This window comes from Corynebacterium jamesii (assembly GCF_046097395.1).
Classification (GTDB): domain Bacteria; phylum Actinomycetota; class Actinomycetes; order Mycobacteriales; family Mycobacteriaceae; genus Corynebacterium.
This window is the reverse complement of sequence record NZ_CP175789.1, coordinates 1,965,200-1,980,676: the sequence shown is the minus strand read 5'-3', so window position 1 is coordinate 1,980,676 and position 15,477 is coordinate 1,965,200. Positions and strand designations below refer to the sequence as shown.

Annotated in this window: 15 protein-coding genes; 5 read left to right on the top strand and 10 right to left on the bottom strand. The window is 63.6% G+C overall.

Features of this window, described 5'->3' with window-relative positions:
* Window positions 1-787: 787 nt before the first annotated feature.
* The gene (locus ACKFRT_RS08835; protein WP_408925028.1) at window positions 788-2,275 is read right to left on the bottom strand and encodes a hypothetical protein; all 1,488 of its coding nucleotides are present in this window, start codon (window positions 2,273-2,275) and stop codon (window positions 788-790) included.
* A 24-nt stretch (window positions 2,276-2,299) separates the two neighbouring features.
* A complete protein-coding gene (locus ACKFRT_RS08830) occupies window positions 2,300-3,142 on the bottom strand; it encodes a hypothetical protein (RefSeq protein ID WP_408925027.1) in 843 nt (280 codons plus the stop codon).
* Window positions 3,143-3,178: 36 nt separating this feature from the next.
* On the opposite strand from ACKFRT_RS08830, the gene ACKFRT_RS08825 reads away from it, so the two are divergent.
* The 3 genes from ACKFRT_RS08825 to ACKFRT_RS08815 all read left to right on the top strand — a co-directional run bounded on the left by ACKFRT_RS08825 (window position 3,179) and on the right by ACKFRT_RS08815 (window position 5,860).
* Entirely contained in the window at window positions 3,179-3,493 is a 315-nt protein-coding gene (locus ACKFRT_RS08825) for a hypothetical protein (RefSeq protein WP_408925026.1), read from the top strand.
* 120 nt (window positions 3,494-3,613) lie between these two features.
* Window positions 3,614-5,026, top strand: coding sequence for an FAD-binding protein (locus ACKFRT_RS08820; RefSeq protein WP_408925025.1), 1,413 nt, complete (start codon window positions 3,614-3,616; stop codon window positions 5,024-5,026).
* Between the two features lie 75 nt (window positions 5,027-5,101).
* Window positions 5,102-5,860 (top strand): decaprenylphospho-beta-D-erythro-pentofuranosid-2-ulose 2-reductase, encoded by a 759-nt coding sequence (locus ACKFRT_RS08815; protein ID WP_296215828.1) that lies wholly within the window; start codon window positions 5,102-5,104, stop codon window positions 5,858-5,860.
* A gap of 296 nt (window positions 5,861-6,156) precedes the next feature.
* On the opposite strand, the gene ACKFRT_RS08810 is transcribed toward ACKFRT_RS08815, so the two are convergent.
* From ACKFRT_RS08810 to ACKFRT_RS08795, 4 genes are all read right to left on the bottom strand, one after another.
* Window positions 6,157-7,800, bottom strand: coding sequence for an MDR family MFS transporter (locus ACKFRT_RS08810; RefSeq protein ID WP_408925024.1), 1,644 nt, complete (start codon window positions 7,798-7,800; stop codon window positions 6,157-6,159).
* Window positions 7,801-7,905: 105 nt separating this feature from the next.
* Complete coding sequence (locus tag ACKFRT_RS08805) at window positions 7,906-8,682, bottom strand: PspA/IM30 family protein (RefSeq protein WP_408925023.1); 777 nt, start codon at window positions 8,680-8,682, stop codon at window positions 7,906-7,908.
* Window positions 8,683-8,809: 127 nt separating this feature from the next.
* A complete protein-coding gene (locus tag ACKFRT_RS08800) occupies window positions 8,810-9,964 on the bottom strand; it encodes a DUF6114 domain-containing protein (protein WP_408925022.1) in 1,155 nt (384 codons plus the stop codon).
* Complete coding sequence (locus tag ACKFRT_RS08795; RefSeq protein ID WP_296215832.1) at window positions 9,954-10,529, bottom strand: DUF6230 family protein; 576 nt, start codon at window positions 10,527-10,529, stop codon at window positions 9,954-9,956. Before ACKFRT_RS08795 ends, ACKFRT_RS08800 begins: the two co-directional genes overlap by 11 nt.
* A 319-nt stretch (window positions 10,530-10,848) precedes the next feature.
* Between ACKFRT_RS08795 and ACKFRT_RS08790 the strand changes: the two genes are divergently transcribed.
* A complete protein-coding gene (locus tag ACKFRT_RS08790; RefSeq protein WP_408925021.1) occupies window positions 10,849-11,505 on the top strand; it encodes an NAD(P)-dependent alcohol dehydrogenase in 657 nt (218 codons plus the stop codon).
* A gap of 81 nt (window positions 11,506-11,586) precedes the next feature.
* Here the strand turns inward: ACKFRT_RS08790 and trxA are convergent, their stop codons facing one another.
* Window positions 11,587-11,958, bottom strand: coding sequence for a thioredoxin (trxA, locus tag ACKFRT_RS08785; RefSeq protein WP_296215836.1), 372 nt, complete (start codon window positions 11,956-11,958; stop codon window positions 11,587-11,589).
* 123 nt (window positions 11,959-12,081) lie between these two features.
* Between trxA and ACKFRT_RS08780 the strand changes: the two genes are divergently transcribed.
* Window positions 12,082-12,585, top strand: coding sequence for a hotdog fold domain-containing protein (locus tag ACKFRT_RS08780; RefSeq protein WP_296215838.1), 504 nt, complete (start codon window positions 12,082-12,084; stop codon window positions 12,583-12,585).
* 88 nt (window positions 12,586-12,673) lie between these two features.
* On the opposite strand, the gene ACKFRT_RS08775 is transcribed toward ACKFRT_RS08780, so the two are convergent.
* From ACKFRT_RS08775 to dnaB, 3 genes are read right to left on the bottom strand one after another with little or no spacing between them, the layout of a single operon-like run.
* Window positions 12,674-13,108, bottom strand: a complete 435-nt coding sequence (locus ACKFRT_RS08775) for a CrcB family protein (RefSeq protein ID WP_296215839.1) — start codon at window positions 13,106-13,108, stop codon at window positions 12,674-12,676.
* Window positions 13,105-13,632 (bottom strand): fluoride efflux transporter FluC, encoded by a 528-nt coding sequence (locus tag ACKFRT_RS08770; RefSeq protein ID WP_408925020.1) that lies wholly within the window; start codon window positions 13,630-13,632, stop codon window positions 13,105-13,107. The genes ACKFRT_RS08775 and ACKFRT_RS08770 overlap by 4 nt, the downstream gene beginning before the upstream one ends.
* A 52-nt stretch (window positions 13,633-13,684) precedes the next feature.
* Complete coding sequence (gene dnaB / locus ACKFRT_RS08765) at window positions 13,685-15,262, bottom strand: replicative DNA helicase (RefSeq protein ID WP_408925019.1); 1,578 nt, start codon at window positions 15,260-15,262, stop codon at window positions 13,685-13,687.
* Between the last annotated feature and the right edge of the window lie 215 nt (window positions 15,263-15,477).

Here is a 15,477-nt window from a genome sequence, read left to right as displayed (position 1 = left end):
ATGCTTAAATGTCGGAAATGTTGCAGTTTGTTATTGCAACCCATTTCCATTTTTGTAAACCTGCAGGTCAGAGCCTTTTCCCGATTCCTCTCCGACCGTGTCCAGAAACGTTTTGCAACTTTTCCGACATTTCGCGCCCGGAACTGCAACTTTTCCGACAGCTGACAGCTAAAGACCCACGCAGCTCCACCTCTCCAGCCACCCCCACCTTCCCCTGCCCCACCGGCTCCGCCCCTCTGGCCTCTCCAGCCACTCCAGTCACTCCCACCTTTCCCAGCCCTGCTAGCTCTACCTCTCCCAGATGCTTAAGTGTCGGAAATGTTGCAATTTGTTATTGCAACCCATTTCCACTTTCGTAAACCTGCAGGTCAGAGCCTTTTCCCGATTCCTCTCCGACCGTGTCCAGAAACGTTTTGCAACTTTTCCGACATTTCGCGGCAGGAGATGCAACTTTTCCGACATTTCGCACCCGGAACTGCAACCTTTCCGGCACTTCACGGCTGGAGCTGCAACTCTTCCGATATTTCGCGCCCGGAACTGCAACTTTTCCGACAGCTAACAGCCAAGGACCCACGCAGCTCCGACGAACCCAGGTTGCTCTCTAGCAATGCAACAAATCCGACGCACAAACACCCACTGCACACACGCCGAATACACCAACACCGACACACAAACCCCCCTTGCACAAACGCCGGCTGCACAAACTACCGCAGCAGCCCGGCCAAACCAGACAAACCAGCAGGTGGTCAAGGCCTGCGGACGGGCCGGAGCCCCGCCAGCACCCAAACTAGTGCTGCAGGACGAAGCGGTACATCTCCAGCCGCTCCAGCAGCGAACACTGCGGAACCAACGGAACAGCCTGGTCATCGGGCTGCGGCTCCCACTTGCTGGCTCCCACCTGAGCCAAGATGCGCCCGGTCCGCCGCGACAGCCATTTGATTTCGCTGGCACTAAGGGCGTCCGTACCAAGGGCCGTATCGCTCGGCGGCAGCTTCGCATCCGCGCGCGTAAAGCCGAGCGCCGACATGAAGGCCTCACTGACCTCGTCAGTTTCCGAATCCACCAGCGTGGACAGCGCAATGATCCGCGCCCACGCAGCCGCACGCCCGATTTTGCTCTTTTCGATCGGCGCATCCGCCAGCAGCTCGGCGGCGTGCTCTGTGACGTTCGCGGGCCGCTCCAAATCCAGTGCCTGCAGCAGCGGAATGAACTCGTACAGACCTCGCTCGCGCAGCAGATCCCGCAGCTCAGGGTCGATTTCGGCGAGGATCTGCTCGACGGTATCCTCTCCCGCCAGCGCCACATTCACCTCAGTGATATCGACCAGCGCGGGAATGCCCGCAGGGTGCAGGTGCGCGGCGAGTTCATCTTCCTGATTCTTTTGGACGCCACCCGCCCCAGCGCCGTCATCCTCAGCATCGGCAAGGAAGTCGGCTGCCAGCAGAACTGCTTCGGCTTCGGCCTCGCCCGGCGCGTCGAAGGGGGAGCCGGTGGCGGCTCCGTTGGTGCTGACCAGCTCGAAGTCTTCATGGCGTGTGGTGGTATCCGTGACATTGACGCTGAAGTCGTAGCCTTCCACCTTGAGCACGCCGATGGTGCCGCGGCGGAAGATGTCGCCCAGGGCGGTGCCGATGGAGTTCGCCCCCTTGGCGTAGACGCGTACACGCCCGGCGGTGCGGGCGCGGAAGCTCCAGGCGGGCCCGGGGGCGGCAGTTCCGGCGCCGTCTACTCCACTGGCATTGTCACCGCTGTCAGCGGCGCGATCCTCCCGTGCAACGTAACGAGTAGGGTGCGCCTCGGGGACCCGGTTCACGGATTCTGGCCAGCGAAAACTGGTGAGGACTGCGTCGGCAAAGTCCGCCACGCTCATGGCACCAGAGACACTGAGCAGGCGCGAGTACCTGCCAACGCCCGGGAAGTGGTGCTCCGCCACCACGGTGAAGACGGTTGTATGAGGCCCAGAGTCCCTGTTCGTCCCCCGCCCGGGTGTGGACATGACCCCCATGCTTTCCTGCACTTCAGCCCCAGCGCCAGCAGCCCCAGCGCCAGTGCCAGCAGCCTCAGCGCTAGCGCCCGTGCCAGCGGCCCCAGTGCTAGCGCCAGTGCCAGCAGCCCCAGCGCCGTCGCGGCGCGCAGTGCGCGCCTGCGACAGAGAGACCACGCTCCCGCCGACTGCTGAGCCTCCGTCAGCATCACTTCCCGTAGCCCGCGCAGCACCGGAACCGCCAGCGGATTCATACCCGCCGACGGCTCCGATAAGGGGTGAGGGTTTCATGCGTCTAAGCGTAACCGCGCCCGGCTAACCTCGCTGGGTAAGAACCACCGGAAGCGGCTGAGCCGCCGCAAAATCGCTGATCACGGCACCAATTCGGCGGACCCGCAGCTTGTCGAAGGCGTTGTACTGCGCAATCCAGCCCCGCAGTACCGCGGCCTCCTGTAGCGCAGCCGCCACGGCCGCGCGCTCAGCCTCGCCGGCCCCACTGTCAGAGCCCTCAGCCGTCCCCGCAGCCGCCCGCTCAGCCTCGCCGGCCCCACTGTCAGAGCCCTCAGCCTCGCCGACCCCACTGTCAGAACCCTCAGCCGTCCCCGCAGCCGCCCGCTCAGCCTCGCCGGCCCCACTGTCGGAGCCCTCAGCCTCGCCAGCGCCGGCCTTCCCCGCCTCTCGGAACTCCTCCAGTGCGCGGAAGCTCCCCCACGCTGGCTGCTTCTTCCCCGGGAATTCGTCGCTGAAGTGCTGCTTGGCGGAAGCGAGGGCGTCATTAAGAGCAACCTCTGTCGCCTCCACATCAACCAGCGCAACCTCCGTCGGCAACATCTTCGTCGCCGCCTCGTCGCCCACAAACAGCACGGGGTAGCGCAGCAGCGCGGAGAGCATGGCCGCGCGGTCGTCGGTCCCCTCAATCCAATCCGCGCTGGCGGCGAAGCCGTGGATGCCTGCGCCGTCGATCAACCACGCGCCGGAGAAATCGCCCAGCTGCACGTCGGGGTCGGTTTCCACCTGCCAGATGGCGAAGGTCGGATCGTCGGCGGAGCCCGCGGCAGCGACGACCATGATCGGATCGTAACGGACCGGCGTGGGCACAGCGCGGGTTTCAGCAGCTCCAGCGCCAGTGGCAGAGTGTTCGGGGGCAGTAGTGCTCATCGCTATTGGAGGTTACCACCGACTAGGATCATCCCCATGGCTGTTTTTGATAAGTTCTCCGCCGCCACCAAGCTCTTTAAGCGCTCCAAGCCTTCCCCCGCCGAGCAGGAGCACAGGAGTGCACCGGTGCGAATTGGGGGCGTCGGTAAGGAAAGCAGCTACGAGGCTTCGACCAGGACAAACCTGCCACTCAACGAGTACATGACGCGCCTCATGGCCCAGGAGCTACCCATCCTCGACAGCACCAGCCGCCAGCGCGTGCGCGATATCCTGCGCGACTACGACGGCCCAACCATCACCGAGCCGGAGGAACTGCCGGAGGAAATTCGCCAGATCATGGAGCTCTACTAGCTTCTCGCACACCTTTTTTATCGACGCCCTCACCGCCGCAACTGCCAAAACGCTGGCAACTTGGGCTCCACGCGGCGCCGCGCCGAGGGGTTGTCGTGCGCGGGCGCTAGGGTAGAGACCATGGAATTGCACACCAGCACTCGTACCCTCACCGGGTGGGGCCGCACCGCCCCCACGACCGCCGAAGTTCTGTCCACACAGGATGTCGATCAGATTGCCGCCGCCGTCGCGCGCGTGGCCGACGATAACGCGGATAAGCCCAGCCACCTGCGCCGTGGCGTGATCGCCCGTGGCATGGGTCGCAGTTATGGCGACCCGGCGATGAACGCCGGTGGGCTCGTCATCGACATGCAGCAGCTCAACACGATCCACAGCATCAACCCCGATACCGCCATCGTGGACGTGGATGCGGGCGTGACTTTGGATCAGTTGATGAAGGCCGCGCTGCCCTACGGCCTGTGGGTTCCGGTGCTGCCGGGCACCCGCCAGGTGACCATCGGTGGCGCCATCGGCCCGGATATCCACGGCAAGAATCACCACTCCGCGGGCTCGTTCGGCGACCACGTGCGCTCCATGGAGCTGCTGGTGGCCGACGGCCGCGTGCTGCACCTGACCCCGGAGGGCTCCGAGGACGACCCGGATGGCGAGCTGTTCTGGGCCACTGTCGGCGGCATGGGCCTGACCGGCATCATTCTGCGCGCGACCATTGAGATGACGAAGACGGAGACTGCATACTTCATCGCCGATGGCGATATGACGCACTCCCTGGACGAGACCATCGCGTTCCATTCCGACGGTTCGGAGCACAACTTCACCTACTCCTCCGCCTGGTTCGATGCGATCAGCCCGGAGCCGAAGCTGGGGCGTGCGGCGATCTCCCGTGGCTCGCTGGCCACTCTGGACCAGCTGAAGGAGTATGCGCCGAAGCTGGCGAAGGATCCGCTGAAGTTCAACGCTCCGCAGCTGATGACGGTGCCGGATATTTTCCCGAGCTTCACCATGAACAAGCTGTCGATGGTCGCCATCGGCGAGCTGTGGTGGCTGAAGTCCGGCGAGTACCGCAACCAGGTGCAGAACCTCACGCAGTTCTACCAGCCGCTGGATCTGATCGGCGAGTGGAACCGTGGCTATGGCTCCAAGGGCTTCTTGCAATACCAGTTCGTCGTGCCGATGGAGGCCGTGGAGCCGTTCAAGGAGATCATCCGCGACATCCAGGCCTCCGGCCACTACTCCGCACTGAACGTGTTCAAACTGTTCGGCGAGGGTAACAAGGCCCCGTTGAGCTACCCGATGCCGGGTTGGAATGTCTGCGTGGACTTCCCGATCAAGCCGGGCCTGGGTGCCTTCCTGGACGACCTGGACCGCCGTGTGATGGAGTTCGGCGGCCGTCTGTACCTGGCCAAGGAGTCCCGCACCTCTGCCGAGAACTTCCACAAGATGTACCCCGGCCTGCCCGGCTGGCTGGCCACCCGTAAGAACATCGACCCGACGGGGGTTTTCGCCTCCGACATGTCCCGCCGCCTCGAGCTTTAGTCGCCACCCGTAATAGTTGCCCCCCAGCTGCGAATCCAGTTCGCAGCCTCCCCCCACCCCGAAAGAAGAGTCACAATGATTGATGCTGTTGGCAAACCCCAGTCCATCCTGCTGCTCGGCGGCGCGTCCGACATGGGCCTCGCCGTCGTCGAGGAGTTCCTCTCCCGCGGATCCGCGCGCGTGATCCTGGCCGCACGGGCTGGGGAGTCTTTGGACGACGCCACCTCGCGCATGAACGCCGCCGGTGCCAGCGAGGTCGTCACCGTCCCCTTCGACGCAGTGGACTTCGATTCCCACCCGCAGGTTTTCGAGGAAATCTTTAGCCACGGCGACGTGGACTTGGCCATCGTTGCGTTCGGAATCCTGGGCGACAACGAGAAGCAGTGGACCAACCAGAAGCTGGCCGTGCAGGCCGCGCAGGTGAACTTCACCGGTGCCGTCTCCGTCGGCGTGCTGCTGGCGGACTACATGAAGAAGCAGGGCCACGGACAGATCGTGGCATTCTCCACCGTTGCAGGCGAGATGGTTCGCCGCTCCAACTTTGTCTACGGCTCCACCAAGGCCGGCCTGGATGGCTTCTACCGCATGCTGAACGAGGCCCTGCGTGGCACCGGCGTGCGCGTGCTGACCGTCCGCCCGGGCCAGGTGCGCACCAACATGACTAAGGACCTGGACGATGCCCCGCTGACCGTGGACAAGGAAGACGTGGCCAAGGCCATCGCCAAGGCCGTGGATAACCGTAAGTCCCTGATCTGGGTGCACCCCCTGTTCCGCCCGATCATGCTGATCCTGAAGCACCTGCCGCTGCCGATTCTGCGTAAGCTGCCGCTGTAGCTCGCCGGGGTTTCAGCGGGTCCTCGCCGGGGTTTCAGCGGGTCCTCGCCGGGGTTTCAGCGGGTCCTCGCCGGGGTTTCAGCGGGTCCTCGCCGGGGTTTCAACGGGTCCTCGCCGGGGTTTCAGCGGGAGCCTCGCCGGCGTTTCAACGGGAGCCTCGCCGTGGGTTCAGCGGGGCCTCGCCGGATCCCCGCCAACCCCAGCCGCGCACACAGCAAAAGCGCCGCCACCTCCCCAGCCGCGTGCACAGCAAAAGCGCCGCCCATACCCCTGGGCGGCGCTTCGCAGTTCCCCTTCTACTTCTTCAGGTGGCCTGGATGTGCGGACTCGTTGGCGTCCAACTTCAGGAACGCCGACAGCACGATCAGCACCACCGAAACGAAAGCCGCCACCAAGAACGCCACGTGGATGCCCTGGCCCACCACCTGCTGCTCGGCCAGAGCGGGATCCGTCGCCGCCAAGCCAGCCAGCTCCGCCGCGTTGCTCGAGGCATAGCGGGTGGAGGCGAACGTCATCACCGCCACGAAGATTGCCGTACCGGCACCACCGGCAACCTGCTGGAACGTGTTCAAAATTGCCTGCCCGTGAGAAGCCAGAGAATCCGGCACGGCCGCCAGGGCATTGGACATAAGGGGCGTCATCATCAAAGCAATGCCCAGGTTCAAGACCACCGTAAGGACCATGAGCTGCACAAACGCCGGCCACGTGCCGGAGCCAACCCACGCGAACAAGCTCTCCGTCTGCTCCAGGGCGGCAAAGCCCATCATGCCGATCGCGATGAGGATGCTGCCGGGAATGATCAGCGGACGGGTGCCGCGCGCGTCATAAGCCCGGCCAATGGCGGGCCCGAGCAACCCCATCACCAGACCACCGGGCAGGGAGACCATGCCGGTCTTCAGCTCCGACAAGCCCGCAACATTCTGCGCGTACAGCGGCATCAGGATAATGAAGCCGAAGAGCATGGAGAACGTCAGCAGCAGCAACCCCAGAGACAGGTTGTACTCGCGCACACGCACCGGCTGCAGGTTCAGCAGCGGGGTAGCGTTCGGCTTATCGCTGCGCTCCAGGGAACGCTGGCGCAGGAAGAAAAGCACCAGGATAACCACGCCCGCAGCCAAGATAAGCAGGCGCTGCACCGGCAGCCCGTCAGACAACTCGGACAGGCCAGCCAGGCCGTAGACCAAGCCCGCGAAGCCGAATGCGGACAGGAAGACGGATAGTACGTCCAGGGAAGGGCGCGTCGGCTCCTCGAAGTTCTTCACTAGGAACAAGCCCGCGACCAGGGAAATCAGCACCAGCGGGGCAACCAGAATGAAGATCCAGCGCCAGCCCAGAACCTCCAGCACCACGCCAGAAAACGTCGGCCCCAGCGCCGGAGCCACTGCAATAACCACCGAGACCAGGCCGAAGACCGCGCCACGGCGATCGATGGGCACCAGGCGGATGATGGTGGTCATCAGCATCGGAATCACCAGCGCCGTGCCGCTGGCCTGCACCACGCGAGCGACCAAAAGAATCGGGAACGTCGGCGCGGCTGCCGCCAGAATCGTGCCGACCAGGAAGGTTGTCAGTGCCGCGATGTAGATCGACCGCAGCCGGAACCGCTGCATGATGTAGCCGGTCATCGGGATAACTACGGCCATCGTGAGCATGAACGCTGTGGTCAGCCATTGCGCCGCATCGGCGGTGACGCCAAATTCTCCCATCAAAACGGGGAGTGCCACGGCCAAGGTGGTTTCGTTGAGAATCACCACGAAAGCTGCGGCTACCAGCATGCCGATAAGCAGTTTCGCGCCAGCCGCGGGCTCCCCTGGAGGGGTCGGGTGACCCGGGCGTTCGGGGCTGAGGTTTTCGGAAACGCTTTCCGTTGGCTCGGCCGCGTCGGCTGGGGTGGTGGCGCGGTCGGGATCGGCGGCGTCGAAAAAAGGCTTTTCGGACAAAAGTATCCCTCCAAGACGATAAAAGGGCGGGTGCATGGGTGCACCCGCGAACCCTGGATACTTTACACCAGGTGTGCTGCGCTTGGAGGGGATAAGCGCCGTCGGCTAGCGCTCCAGCTCGCCCTGGCTCTCGCCGGTCTCGAGGGCGTTCGCGCCGTCATCAGAGTTCATCTGAGCACGGATTTCCTCCAGGCGGGAGGTGGCGCGCATGTCGTTACCAGCGGACTCGATCTCTGCCATGCGACCCTGCACCGAGTTCTCCACCAACTCCTGGCTGCCGAGCGCCTGAGCATAGCGCTGCTCGATCTTGTCGCGCACGCTATCCAAGGTCGGCACGTCGTCGTTCTGCACCAGGCCATCCATCTGCTGCATGGAGTTCGCAGTGGCCTCCTGCATCTTCGCTTGGTCCACCTGGGAGCGCAGCTGGTTAATCTGGGACATCTGCTCCTCGAGACGGGCGGCGGACTGCTGCTGTTGCTGCTGTGCCTGGCGGGCGGCTTCCTCCGCGCCGGCGTACAGCTGCTTGGTTTCATCCAGTTCCTGCTCGACGGTGACCAGCTGAGAAGCGAACAGTTCCGCCGTCTGGTTCAACTCGTTGGCCTTGGTCTGATCGCCGGCGGCAGCGGCCTTGTCGGCCTGCTGGATGGCAGTGCGGGCGTTGTCCGACAGCTTTTGTGCATCCTGCTGCAGGCGGTTCATCTTCATCTCCAGCTGGTTGCGGTTGCCGATCACGCGGGCTGCGCTCTCGGAAATCTGCTGGTGCTGCTTCCGGGCGGCCTCGGTGGCCTGCTGAATCTGTACATGGGGATCCGCGTTCTCCTCGATCTTGGTATCGAGGGACTGCATCAGGTATTTCCAGCCCTTAGAAAATGGATTCGCCATGGGAAAGCTCCTGTGTCGGACGTGATGGTGTGTTCAAGTTAGCTGCACTGCAGCCTGTTGCATTCCAGCGTACTGGCTTTTAGCACGGCACACTTGGCACACGGGGCGAAAGGGGGCTGGCGGCTGGCTAGAGCGCCTTCAGGTGGATCACCGGGGCGTTCATGTCCCGCCCGGTCAGGTGCATCAGGTCGAGTTTCACTTGTTTGAGCGAGACGACCTCCATCACCGGATCCGGAATGGGTGCCTCGCTGGGGACCAGGCCCAGCTGGTGCAGCACGTCCCCCGCACTACCGGAAATGTCCACCTTCACCGGGATCGTGGAGATGTCGGCCAGCGCGGGAACGGCCTGTAGGGACGTCGCTTCCACCACGACTGGCCCGTCTATCACGTATGTCTCCACGTTCGAGCCGGTGTGCAGCATGCCGTCGCCCCACTGGCCCGGCAGCCGGATCTGCAGGTTCTTAATTTCTAGGCGGTCTCCGGTGATGCGTATTAGGTCGCGGCGGCCGTGCTCCGTGCCCACGGTATCCACGCCGATACGCACGTTCCCTTTGAAAGTTACGTTGTCGGCGGTGACCTGGCCGACGTCGCCTACGCGGGCGGGCTGCGCCACACTGTACGGGGCGTTCGCGTTTAGGATGCCCACGCCGGTCGCGATACCCACCGCCACCAGCAGGGCAGCGACGGTCGCGGAGTATCCGCCTCCGCCGGACTGCGACGCATCGCCACCCTCGGCGCCATTTTCGCCGCGCTCCTCGCCGCTTTCCTCGCCGCCATCTTCGGCGCTCTCCTCGCCGCGCTCCTCGTCGCCATCCTTGCCGCGCTCCTCGGCCGGCTCAGCCGCGGCGGCCTTGGGCTTTTTCCGCTTGCCGTCCCCCGGCTCCCACGCCAGCGCAAACGCGCCGCCAAAAATCCCCAGCAACGAGCCCAACAAAAACCCGCCGATATTCGAGGCCGGCAGCGCCACCAAAGACAGCAAGATGGCAAAAACGCCCAGGTACACCGACGTGGAAGGCTTCAGCCAAATTCCCAACCCGAACATGATCTGCGCCGCTCCGAGGAACAGTGTGGATACGCCCGACAACGTGGAGATCATCACCAGCAGGTCAGAGATGCGCACGGTCAGATACGCGGGCGTCATAATCACAACACCCGACAGCAGCACCAACAACCCCGGCACGAACGGCCGACCGCGGCGCCACTCGGCAAAGCGCGCGAGCCTGCCCTTACCGCCGCGCTGCGTGCCTACCCCCGAACTCGCGCTGTCTTCGCTAGCAGGCATTCTCGGTCCCCCGCCGCACGCTCGCCTCCACTCCGGAAACGTTCAGCTGCTTCGCCCCGACGGACGTGGCGACGATCTTATCGGCCACGACCTGCACACTTCTCGAATGCAGACCCCACGCGTCGTCCGGCGCTTCGCGGTTAACCTGTTTGGCGTCGATACCAAGGTTAGGGTCCGCCATCCGCAGGCTGCCCTTGATGTCGGTCGACCCAACAACCAGATCCTTCGCATCCACGCTGTTCTGGCCGGTCGCGCGCAGTGCCAAGGTCGCCTCGCCAACGGCGGGTAGGTTCGGCACGGTGGTGGAAAGGCACATGTCAGAGGCCTTCGCATCCTGCAGCTTTACACGCGCGACAGGCAAGTGCTCCTCGCCCTTTAAGTCGTTATCCATAAAGAGCGAGAACTCTTCGCCGGACATGTGCGACATCGTGACGGTGAAGAACGTGCCAGACAGCGCCAGGTTCGCAGAGATGCCGCCCTTCGCCACAGCCATGCCGGTACCGGCAAAGCCGACCAGCCCGACGGTCAGTGCGACCGCAGCTTTCCGGGGGTTGATGCGTCCCATCGCGTACCTCCTGGTGCGAATAATCCTAAATATTGCCTACAGCATTATCCCTGCGGCTGCCCTGTTCCGCGAATCGGTCGTTGACTTGTTCCTCGATGGTTCTTGTGGACGCCCCCTAGGCCGCCTGCGCCCGCATCTCAGCCACGCAGCACAATTGCGATCCGGCGTAGCCTGGGGATCATGGACGTTGCATGTTACTCAGCTCCCGGCGCCGGAGAGGCGCTGACGAAATCCACTCTTTCCCGGCGCGACCGGCACATATAACGCGCCCGACCGCATCGACGGCACCATCACGCAGGGTGGCTACTCCACTCACATCGTGTGCCGCGAAGAGTTTCTGATCCGCATTCCGGAAGCCTTCGCTGACCTGGATTCGGAGGTGGCTGCGGCGGCCACTCCCCTACTGTGCGCTGGCATTACGACGTATTCCCCGTTAAAGCACTGGGGTGTGGGCGAGGGTTCCCGCGTGGCGGTCGTCGGCATGGGCGGCCTGGGCCATGTGGCCGTGAAGCTGGCCGCGGCAATGGGCGCGGACGTGACGGTCTTAAGCCACTCGAAGTCGAAGGAGGCCGACGGCCTAGCCTTCGGTGCCAATCGTTACGTGGCCACCAAGGAGGAGGGCTGGCATGAGCCCTTCGCTGCGAGCTTCGACCTGATTATTAATACGGTCAGCGCGCCACTGGATCCGGCGCCATTCATCTCCACCCTGGCACGCGGCGGCACGATGGTGATGCTGGGCCTGCCGCCGGAGAAAATGCAGATCAGCGCCGGTGCCCTGATTGGTAAGCGCCGCTCTGTGGCGGGCAGCGCCATCGGTGGTATCAGAGAGACCCAGGAGATGATTGATTTCTGCGCCACCCACGGCATCACCGCGGCGACGGAGATCATCCCGGCGGAGGAGATCAACACCGCCTACCAGCGAGTGTTGGATTCTGACGTGCGCTACCGTTTCGTCATCGACGTCAATACGATGTAGCGCCTACGGTCGCACGAAAGCGCTCCCGCGGCCGCCCACGCGGGAACCACCAACGCGGCCGCCCACGCGGGAGCGGAGTCGCTACTGCTCGTTGGCCTGCTCGGCTTCGATCTGCTTGCGCACCTCGTCCATGTCCAGCTCCTCAGCCTTGGCGATCAGCTCGTTTAGAGCCTTCGCCGGCAGCAGGCCGGACTCGCGAGCCAGCAGCACGCCATCGCGGAACAGCATCAGCGTCGGGATCGACTGGATCTGCAGAGCTGCGGAAAGCTCCTGGTTCTCTTCGGTATCCACCTTGCCGAACACGGCCTCCGGGTGCTCCTCGGAAACCTGCTCGAAGATGGGCGAGAAGCGCTTACACGGACCACACCACTCCGCCCAGAAGTCCAGTACGACGATGCCGTCGCCCTGCACGATTTCCTGGAAGTTTGCTCCGGTGATTTCGGTGGTCGCCATTTCTTTCCCTTCGGGTTGGTTGTGCTTGGTTCAAAGCTCTTCGCGCCGCCCCGGCTGAAGGGGAAGCGCATATTTTTCCAACATTACGCAACGGTGGCTTTATTCCGCGTTAGAGTTCTCCCTATGTCTATTTATGACGCCAACGCGAATCCGTCCAGCACCTTCAAAATGTACAAAAACCTCGCGAAAAAGCCGTTTGGTAACGGTCTATTTTCGCTGGCAGCCAGCGCTAAGGCACCTTACTTCCTTACCGTACAGCCTCGACTACAGGAATTGCGACCGGGCTACTGCCAGGTTCGGTCGAAGAAGTGGTGGCTGCTGAACAACCACATTGGAACCTTCCATGCCATCGCGGCCTGCAACCTTGCGGAGTTTGCGATGGGCATGCTGGCGGAGGCTTCCATTCCCAACACGCACCGCTGGCTGCCGCAGGGCATGCGCACACAGTACCTGAAGAAGACGAAGGGCAGCCTGACGGCCACCGCGACGGCGGAGCTGCCGGACTTCGAGAAGATCACCAAGGAATCTGGCGGCCAGACCGTGCCGGTGAAGGTGCACTTCGCGGACGACGAGGGCACGGAATCCACGTACGTGGAGATCGACATCTGGGTGACGGCCAAAAAGTAGCGGGCTGGTCTCCCGCGCGCACGACTGCGTTAAGTACCCGCGTTAAGCGTCCGCGAGCACTGCGCGTCCTTGCAAGCACTGCATCACACTAAGCCCCAGCCAGCACGGCGCCGCCCCAGAGCGCAGGGAAGAACACCGCGCAGCAGGCGGCGGTCATCGCTACCACGCCGACGATGCGGCGAGTGGGCTGGGGGCGGGTGAAGACCTCCACCATCACCGTGGAAAACGTGGTAAACCCACCGGCTATACCCACCCCGAGCAGGGGGAATAGGATACTCAAGGGGCGGGAGCTATCGAAGGTCTTGCCCAGAACCTGGCCCGCCCCGTCGGAGTGTTGCAGCACGAATCCCAGCGCCAACCCCAGCACGATGGTGCCCAGGAGGTTCACCACCGCCAGGCTCCACAGAGGCGCCCAGCCGCGTTGGGACTTTAGGTGAGTATCCAGTGCGTAGCGGGCCGCCGCTCCCGTCCCGCCTCCGAGGGCGACGGCTAGCAGCTCAATGAGGGTTGCTCCGGTGCTCATCGCGTGCCCCCATTCCCCGGCGCGGCCTCCGGCTCAGCACCGGAGCCGCTGTCTGCTTGGGCTGCACTGCTCCCGTGCCGCAGCCGTGCCATCTCGTTGAAAACCCGGCCGAGGCGCAACCCCATCGCAGCTGCAAATAGGCCAAGCGCCAGCGTGAACACGCCGTAGGTTCCCCCGATGAGGATGGCAGAAGCTGAATCGGTGGTGGCGTCAACAGCCGCCGCAAACGAGCTAAACGACGTAAAACCGCCGAGCACTCCCGTGCCCCAGAACGCACGGCACGGGTGACCGGAATCCGGGATCAGGCCCACCAGCATCCCCAGGAACAGTGCACCTAGAACATTGACCACCAGCAGTGCCATGTCGCCCAGGGGGATGCCACCGGTGACGTTCAGCGGGGTTGCCGCGCCGGGCACGCGCGTGGGATCGCCGAGCGCGGGAAGCCAGACGGTCAGAGCCCAACGAATAACCGCCCCCAATGCGCCGCCGAGGAACACCAGGGCGATGGGCGGGAGGCGTTTCATAGGAGTGATCCTTACGTGTTCGACGATCTATAGCGCCCGGGAGCCCGGCGCGCTAAGGCATCGGGCTGATGTCGCGAGCCATGTCCGAGAACTTGGAGAACTGCAGCTGGTTGGCCACCGTAACGGTGCCGATCGGGCCACCACGGTGCTTCGCCAGGATGATGTCCGCCTCGCCGGCGCGCTCGTGATCCGGGTTCTGGGAATCCGGACGATTGATTAGCATGACCATGTCGGCATCCTGCTCCAGCGAGCCGGACTCACGCAGGTCAGAGACGCGCGGGAGCGCATCGTCGCCGCGCGACTCCACGCCACGGTTCAACTGCGAAATCGCAATAACCGGCACGTTAACCTCCTTGGCCAGCAGCTTCAGCTGGCGGGAGAACTCCGAGACCTCCTGCTGGCGGGATTCCACGCGCTTGCCCGAAGACATCAACTGCAGGTAGTCTACCACGATCAGCTGTAAGTCCACCTGCTGTTTCAGCCGGCGAGCCTTGGAGCGGATCTCCATCATCGTCAGATTGGGCGAATCGTCGATGTAGATCGGCGCATCCTCGATCTCGCCGATGCGTACTGTCAGGCGATCCCAGTCGTCGTCGGTCAGCTTGCCGCCGCGCATAGAGGCCAGGCGCACCTCCGCCTCTGCGGAGAAGATACGCATCATGACCTCCGACTTGCTCATCTCCAAGCTGAAAAGGGCAGATGCCTTGCCCTGCTGGATAGAGGCCGAACGCATGAAGTCCAGCGCCAGCGTGGACTTACCCACACCCGGGCGGGCCGCGACGATCACCATCTGTCCGCCGCGCAGACCATTCGTCAGGTCGTCCAGGTCAGCGAAGCCAGTGGGGATGCCCATCTCCACGCCGTCCTGGCTCTCCAGCTGCTCGATCTCCCCCACCGTCGAAGCGACCAGCTCCGCAAAGACCTCATAATCGTCGTGCGCAGCCTCGTTGGTGATGGCGAACATCTCCTGCTGCGCGCGATCCACCACGCTGTCTACCTCTGCACCCTCGGTGCCTGCGTAGCCAAGCTGCACGATGGTCGTGCCCGCCTGCACTAGGCGACGCAGCGTGGCCTTCTCGCGCACAATCGAGGCGTAATAGCTGGCATTAGCCGAGGTCGGGGTCTTCGAATAGACGCTGTGAAGGTAACCCGAGCCGCCGACGAAGCCCAGCACGCCGTCTCGATCCAGGCGCCCGCTAACGATGACCGGATCAATTTCTTTACCCTCTCCGTAGAGCTGAAGTATGGCGTCAAAAATAGTCTTGTGCTTCGGCACGTAGAAGTCATCGCCGACGAGGGTCTCCACGACATCCGCGATCGCGTCCTTGTTCAGCATCATGGCGCCGAGCACGCCCTGCTCGGCCTCCGGGTTCTGCGGCATTTCGCGAACGATCTGCTGGGCGCTCCCCCGGCTACCCCGACCGCCCTGGCCACCCGAGCCGCTCCAGCGACCGCCTTCCCTGCGGCCACGGGAGTCGAACCCGGCGCCACCCGAGCCACCGGCGCCACCCGCGCCACCCGAGCCGAAGCCCGCGCCAGCGCCGAAGTCGCTGGAGCCGCCGAAATCATCGAAGGGTTCGTCGGGCAGCGGGGCGCCGTCGTCGAAGTTCATGCCTGCGTTCTCGCTCATGCCGATTACTTTAATCGCCGCACCGGACAACCTCTAAGCACCCTCAAAACTTGGCGCGAGAGACGTGGCGGAGGGCGGTTGAGGGCGGTTAAGGCGCAATGCAAATCAAGTTATCCACAGGGCTTGTGAATATACTTGTGCACTAACTGTGCATAACTCACAACAGTCCAGGACACCTTGTGGATAACCTGTGGATAGCCAACGCTCTCACCTGC

What these genes read in the sequence shown, in the direction of transcription:
- trxA (WP_296215836.1), bottom strand. Translation starts at nt 11,958, where the DNA reads ATGGCGACCACCGAAATCACCGGAGCAAACTTCCAGGAAATCGTGCAG.
- ACKFRT_RS08825 (WP_408925026.1), top strand. Translation starts at nt 3,179, where the DNA reads ATGGCTGTTTTTGATAAGTTCTCCGCCGCCACCAAGCTCTTTAAGCGC.
- ACKFRT_RS08800 (WP_408925022.1), bottom strand. Translation starts at nt 9,964, where the DNA reads ATGCCTGCTAGCGAAGACAGCGCGAGTTCGGGGGTAGGCACGCAGCGC.
- ACKFRT_RS08820 (WP_408925025.1), top strand. Translation starts at nt 3,614, where the DNA reads ATGGAATTGCACACCAGCACTCGTACCCTCACCGGGTGGGGCCGCACC.
- ACKFRT_RS08815 (WP_296215828.1), top strand. Translation starts at nt 5,102, where the DNA reads ATGATTGATGCTGTTGGCAAACCCCAGTCCATCCTGCTGCTCGGCGGC.
- ACKFRT_RS08795 (WP_296215832.1), bottom strand. Translation starts at nt 10,529, where the DNA reads ATGGGACGCATCAACCCCCGGAAAGCTGCGGTCGCACTGACCGTCGGG.
- ACKFRT_RS08830 (WP_408925027.1), bottom strand. Translation starts at nt 3,142, where the DNA reads ATGAGCACTACTGCCCCCGAACACTCTGCCACTGGCGCTGGAGCTGCT.
- ACKFRT_RS08805 (WP_408925023.1), bottom strand. Translation starts at nt 8,682, where the DNA reads ATGGCGAATCCATTTTCTAAGGGCTGGAAATACCTGATGCAGTCCCTC.
- ACKFRT_RS08770 (WP_408925020.1), bottom strand. Translation starts at nt 13,632, where the DNA reads ATGAAACGCCTCCCGCCCATCGCCCTGGTGTTCCTCGGCGGCGCATTG.
- ACKFRT_RS08780 (WP_296215838.1), top strand. Translation starts at nt 12,082, where the DNA reads ATGTCTATTTATGACGCCAACGCGAATCCGTCCAGCACCTTCAAAATG.
- ACKFRT_RS08775 (WP_296215839.1), bottom strand. Translation starts at nt 13,108, where the DNA reads ATGAGCACCGGAGCAACCCTCATTGAGCTGCTAGCCGTCGCCCTCGGA.
- dnaB (WP_408925019.1), bottom strand. Translation starts at nt 15,262, where the DNA reads ATGAGCGAGAACGCAGGCATGAACTTCGACGACGGCGCCCCGCTGCCC.
- ACKFRT_RS08835 (WP_408925028.1), bottom strand. Translation starts at nt 2,275, where the DNA reads ATGAAACCCTCACCCCTTATCGGAGCCGTCGGCGGGTATGAATCCGCT.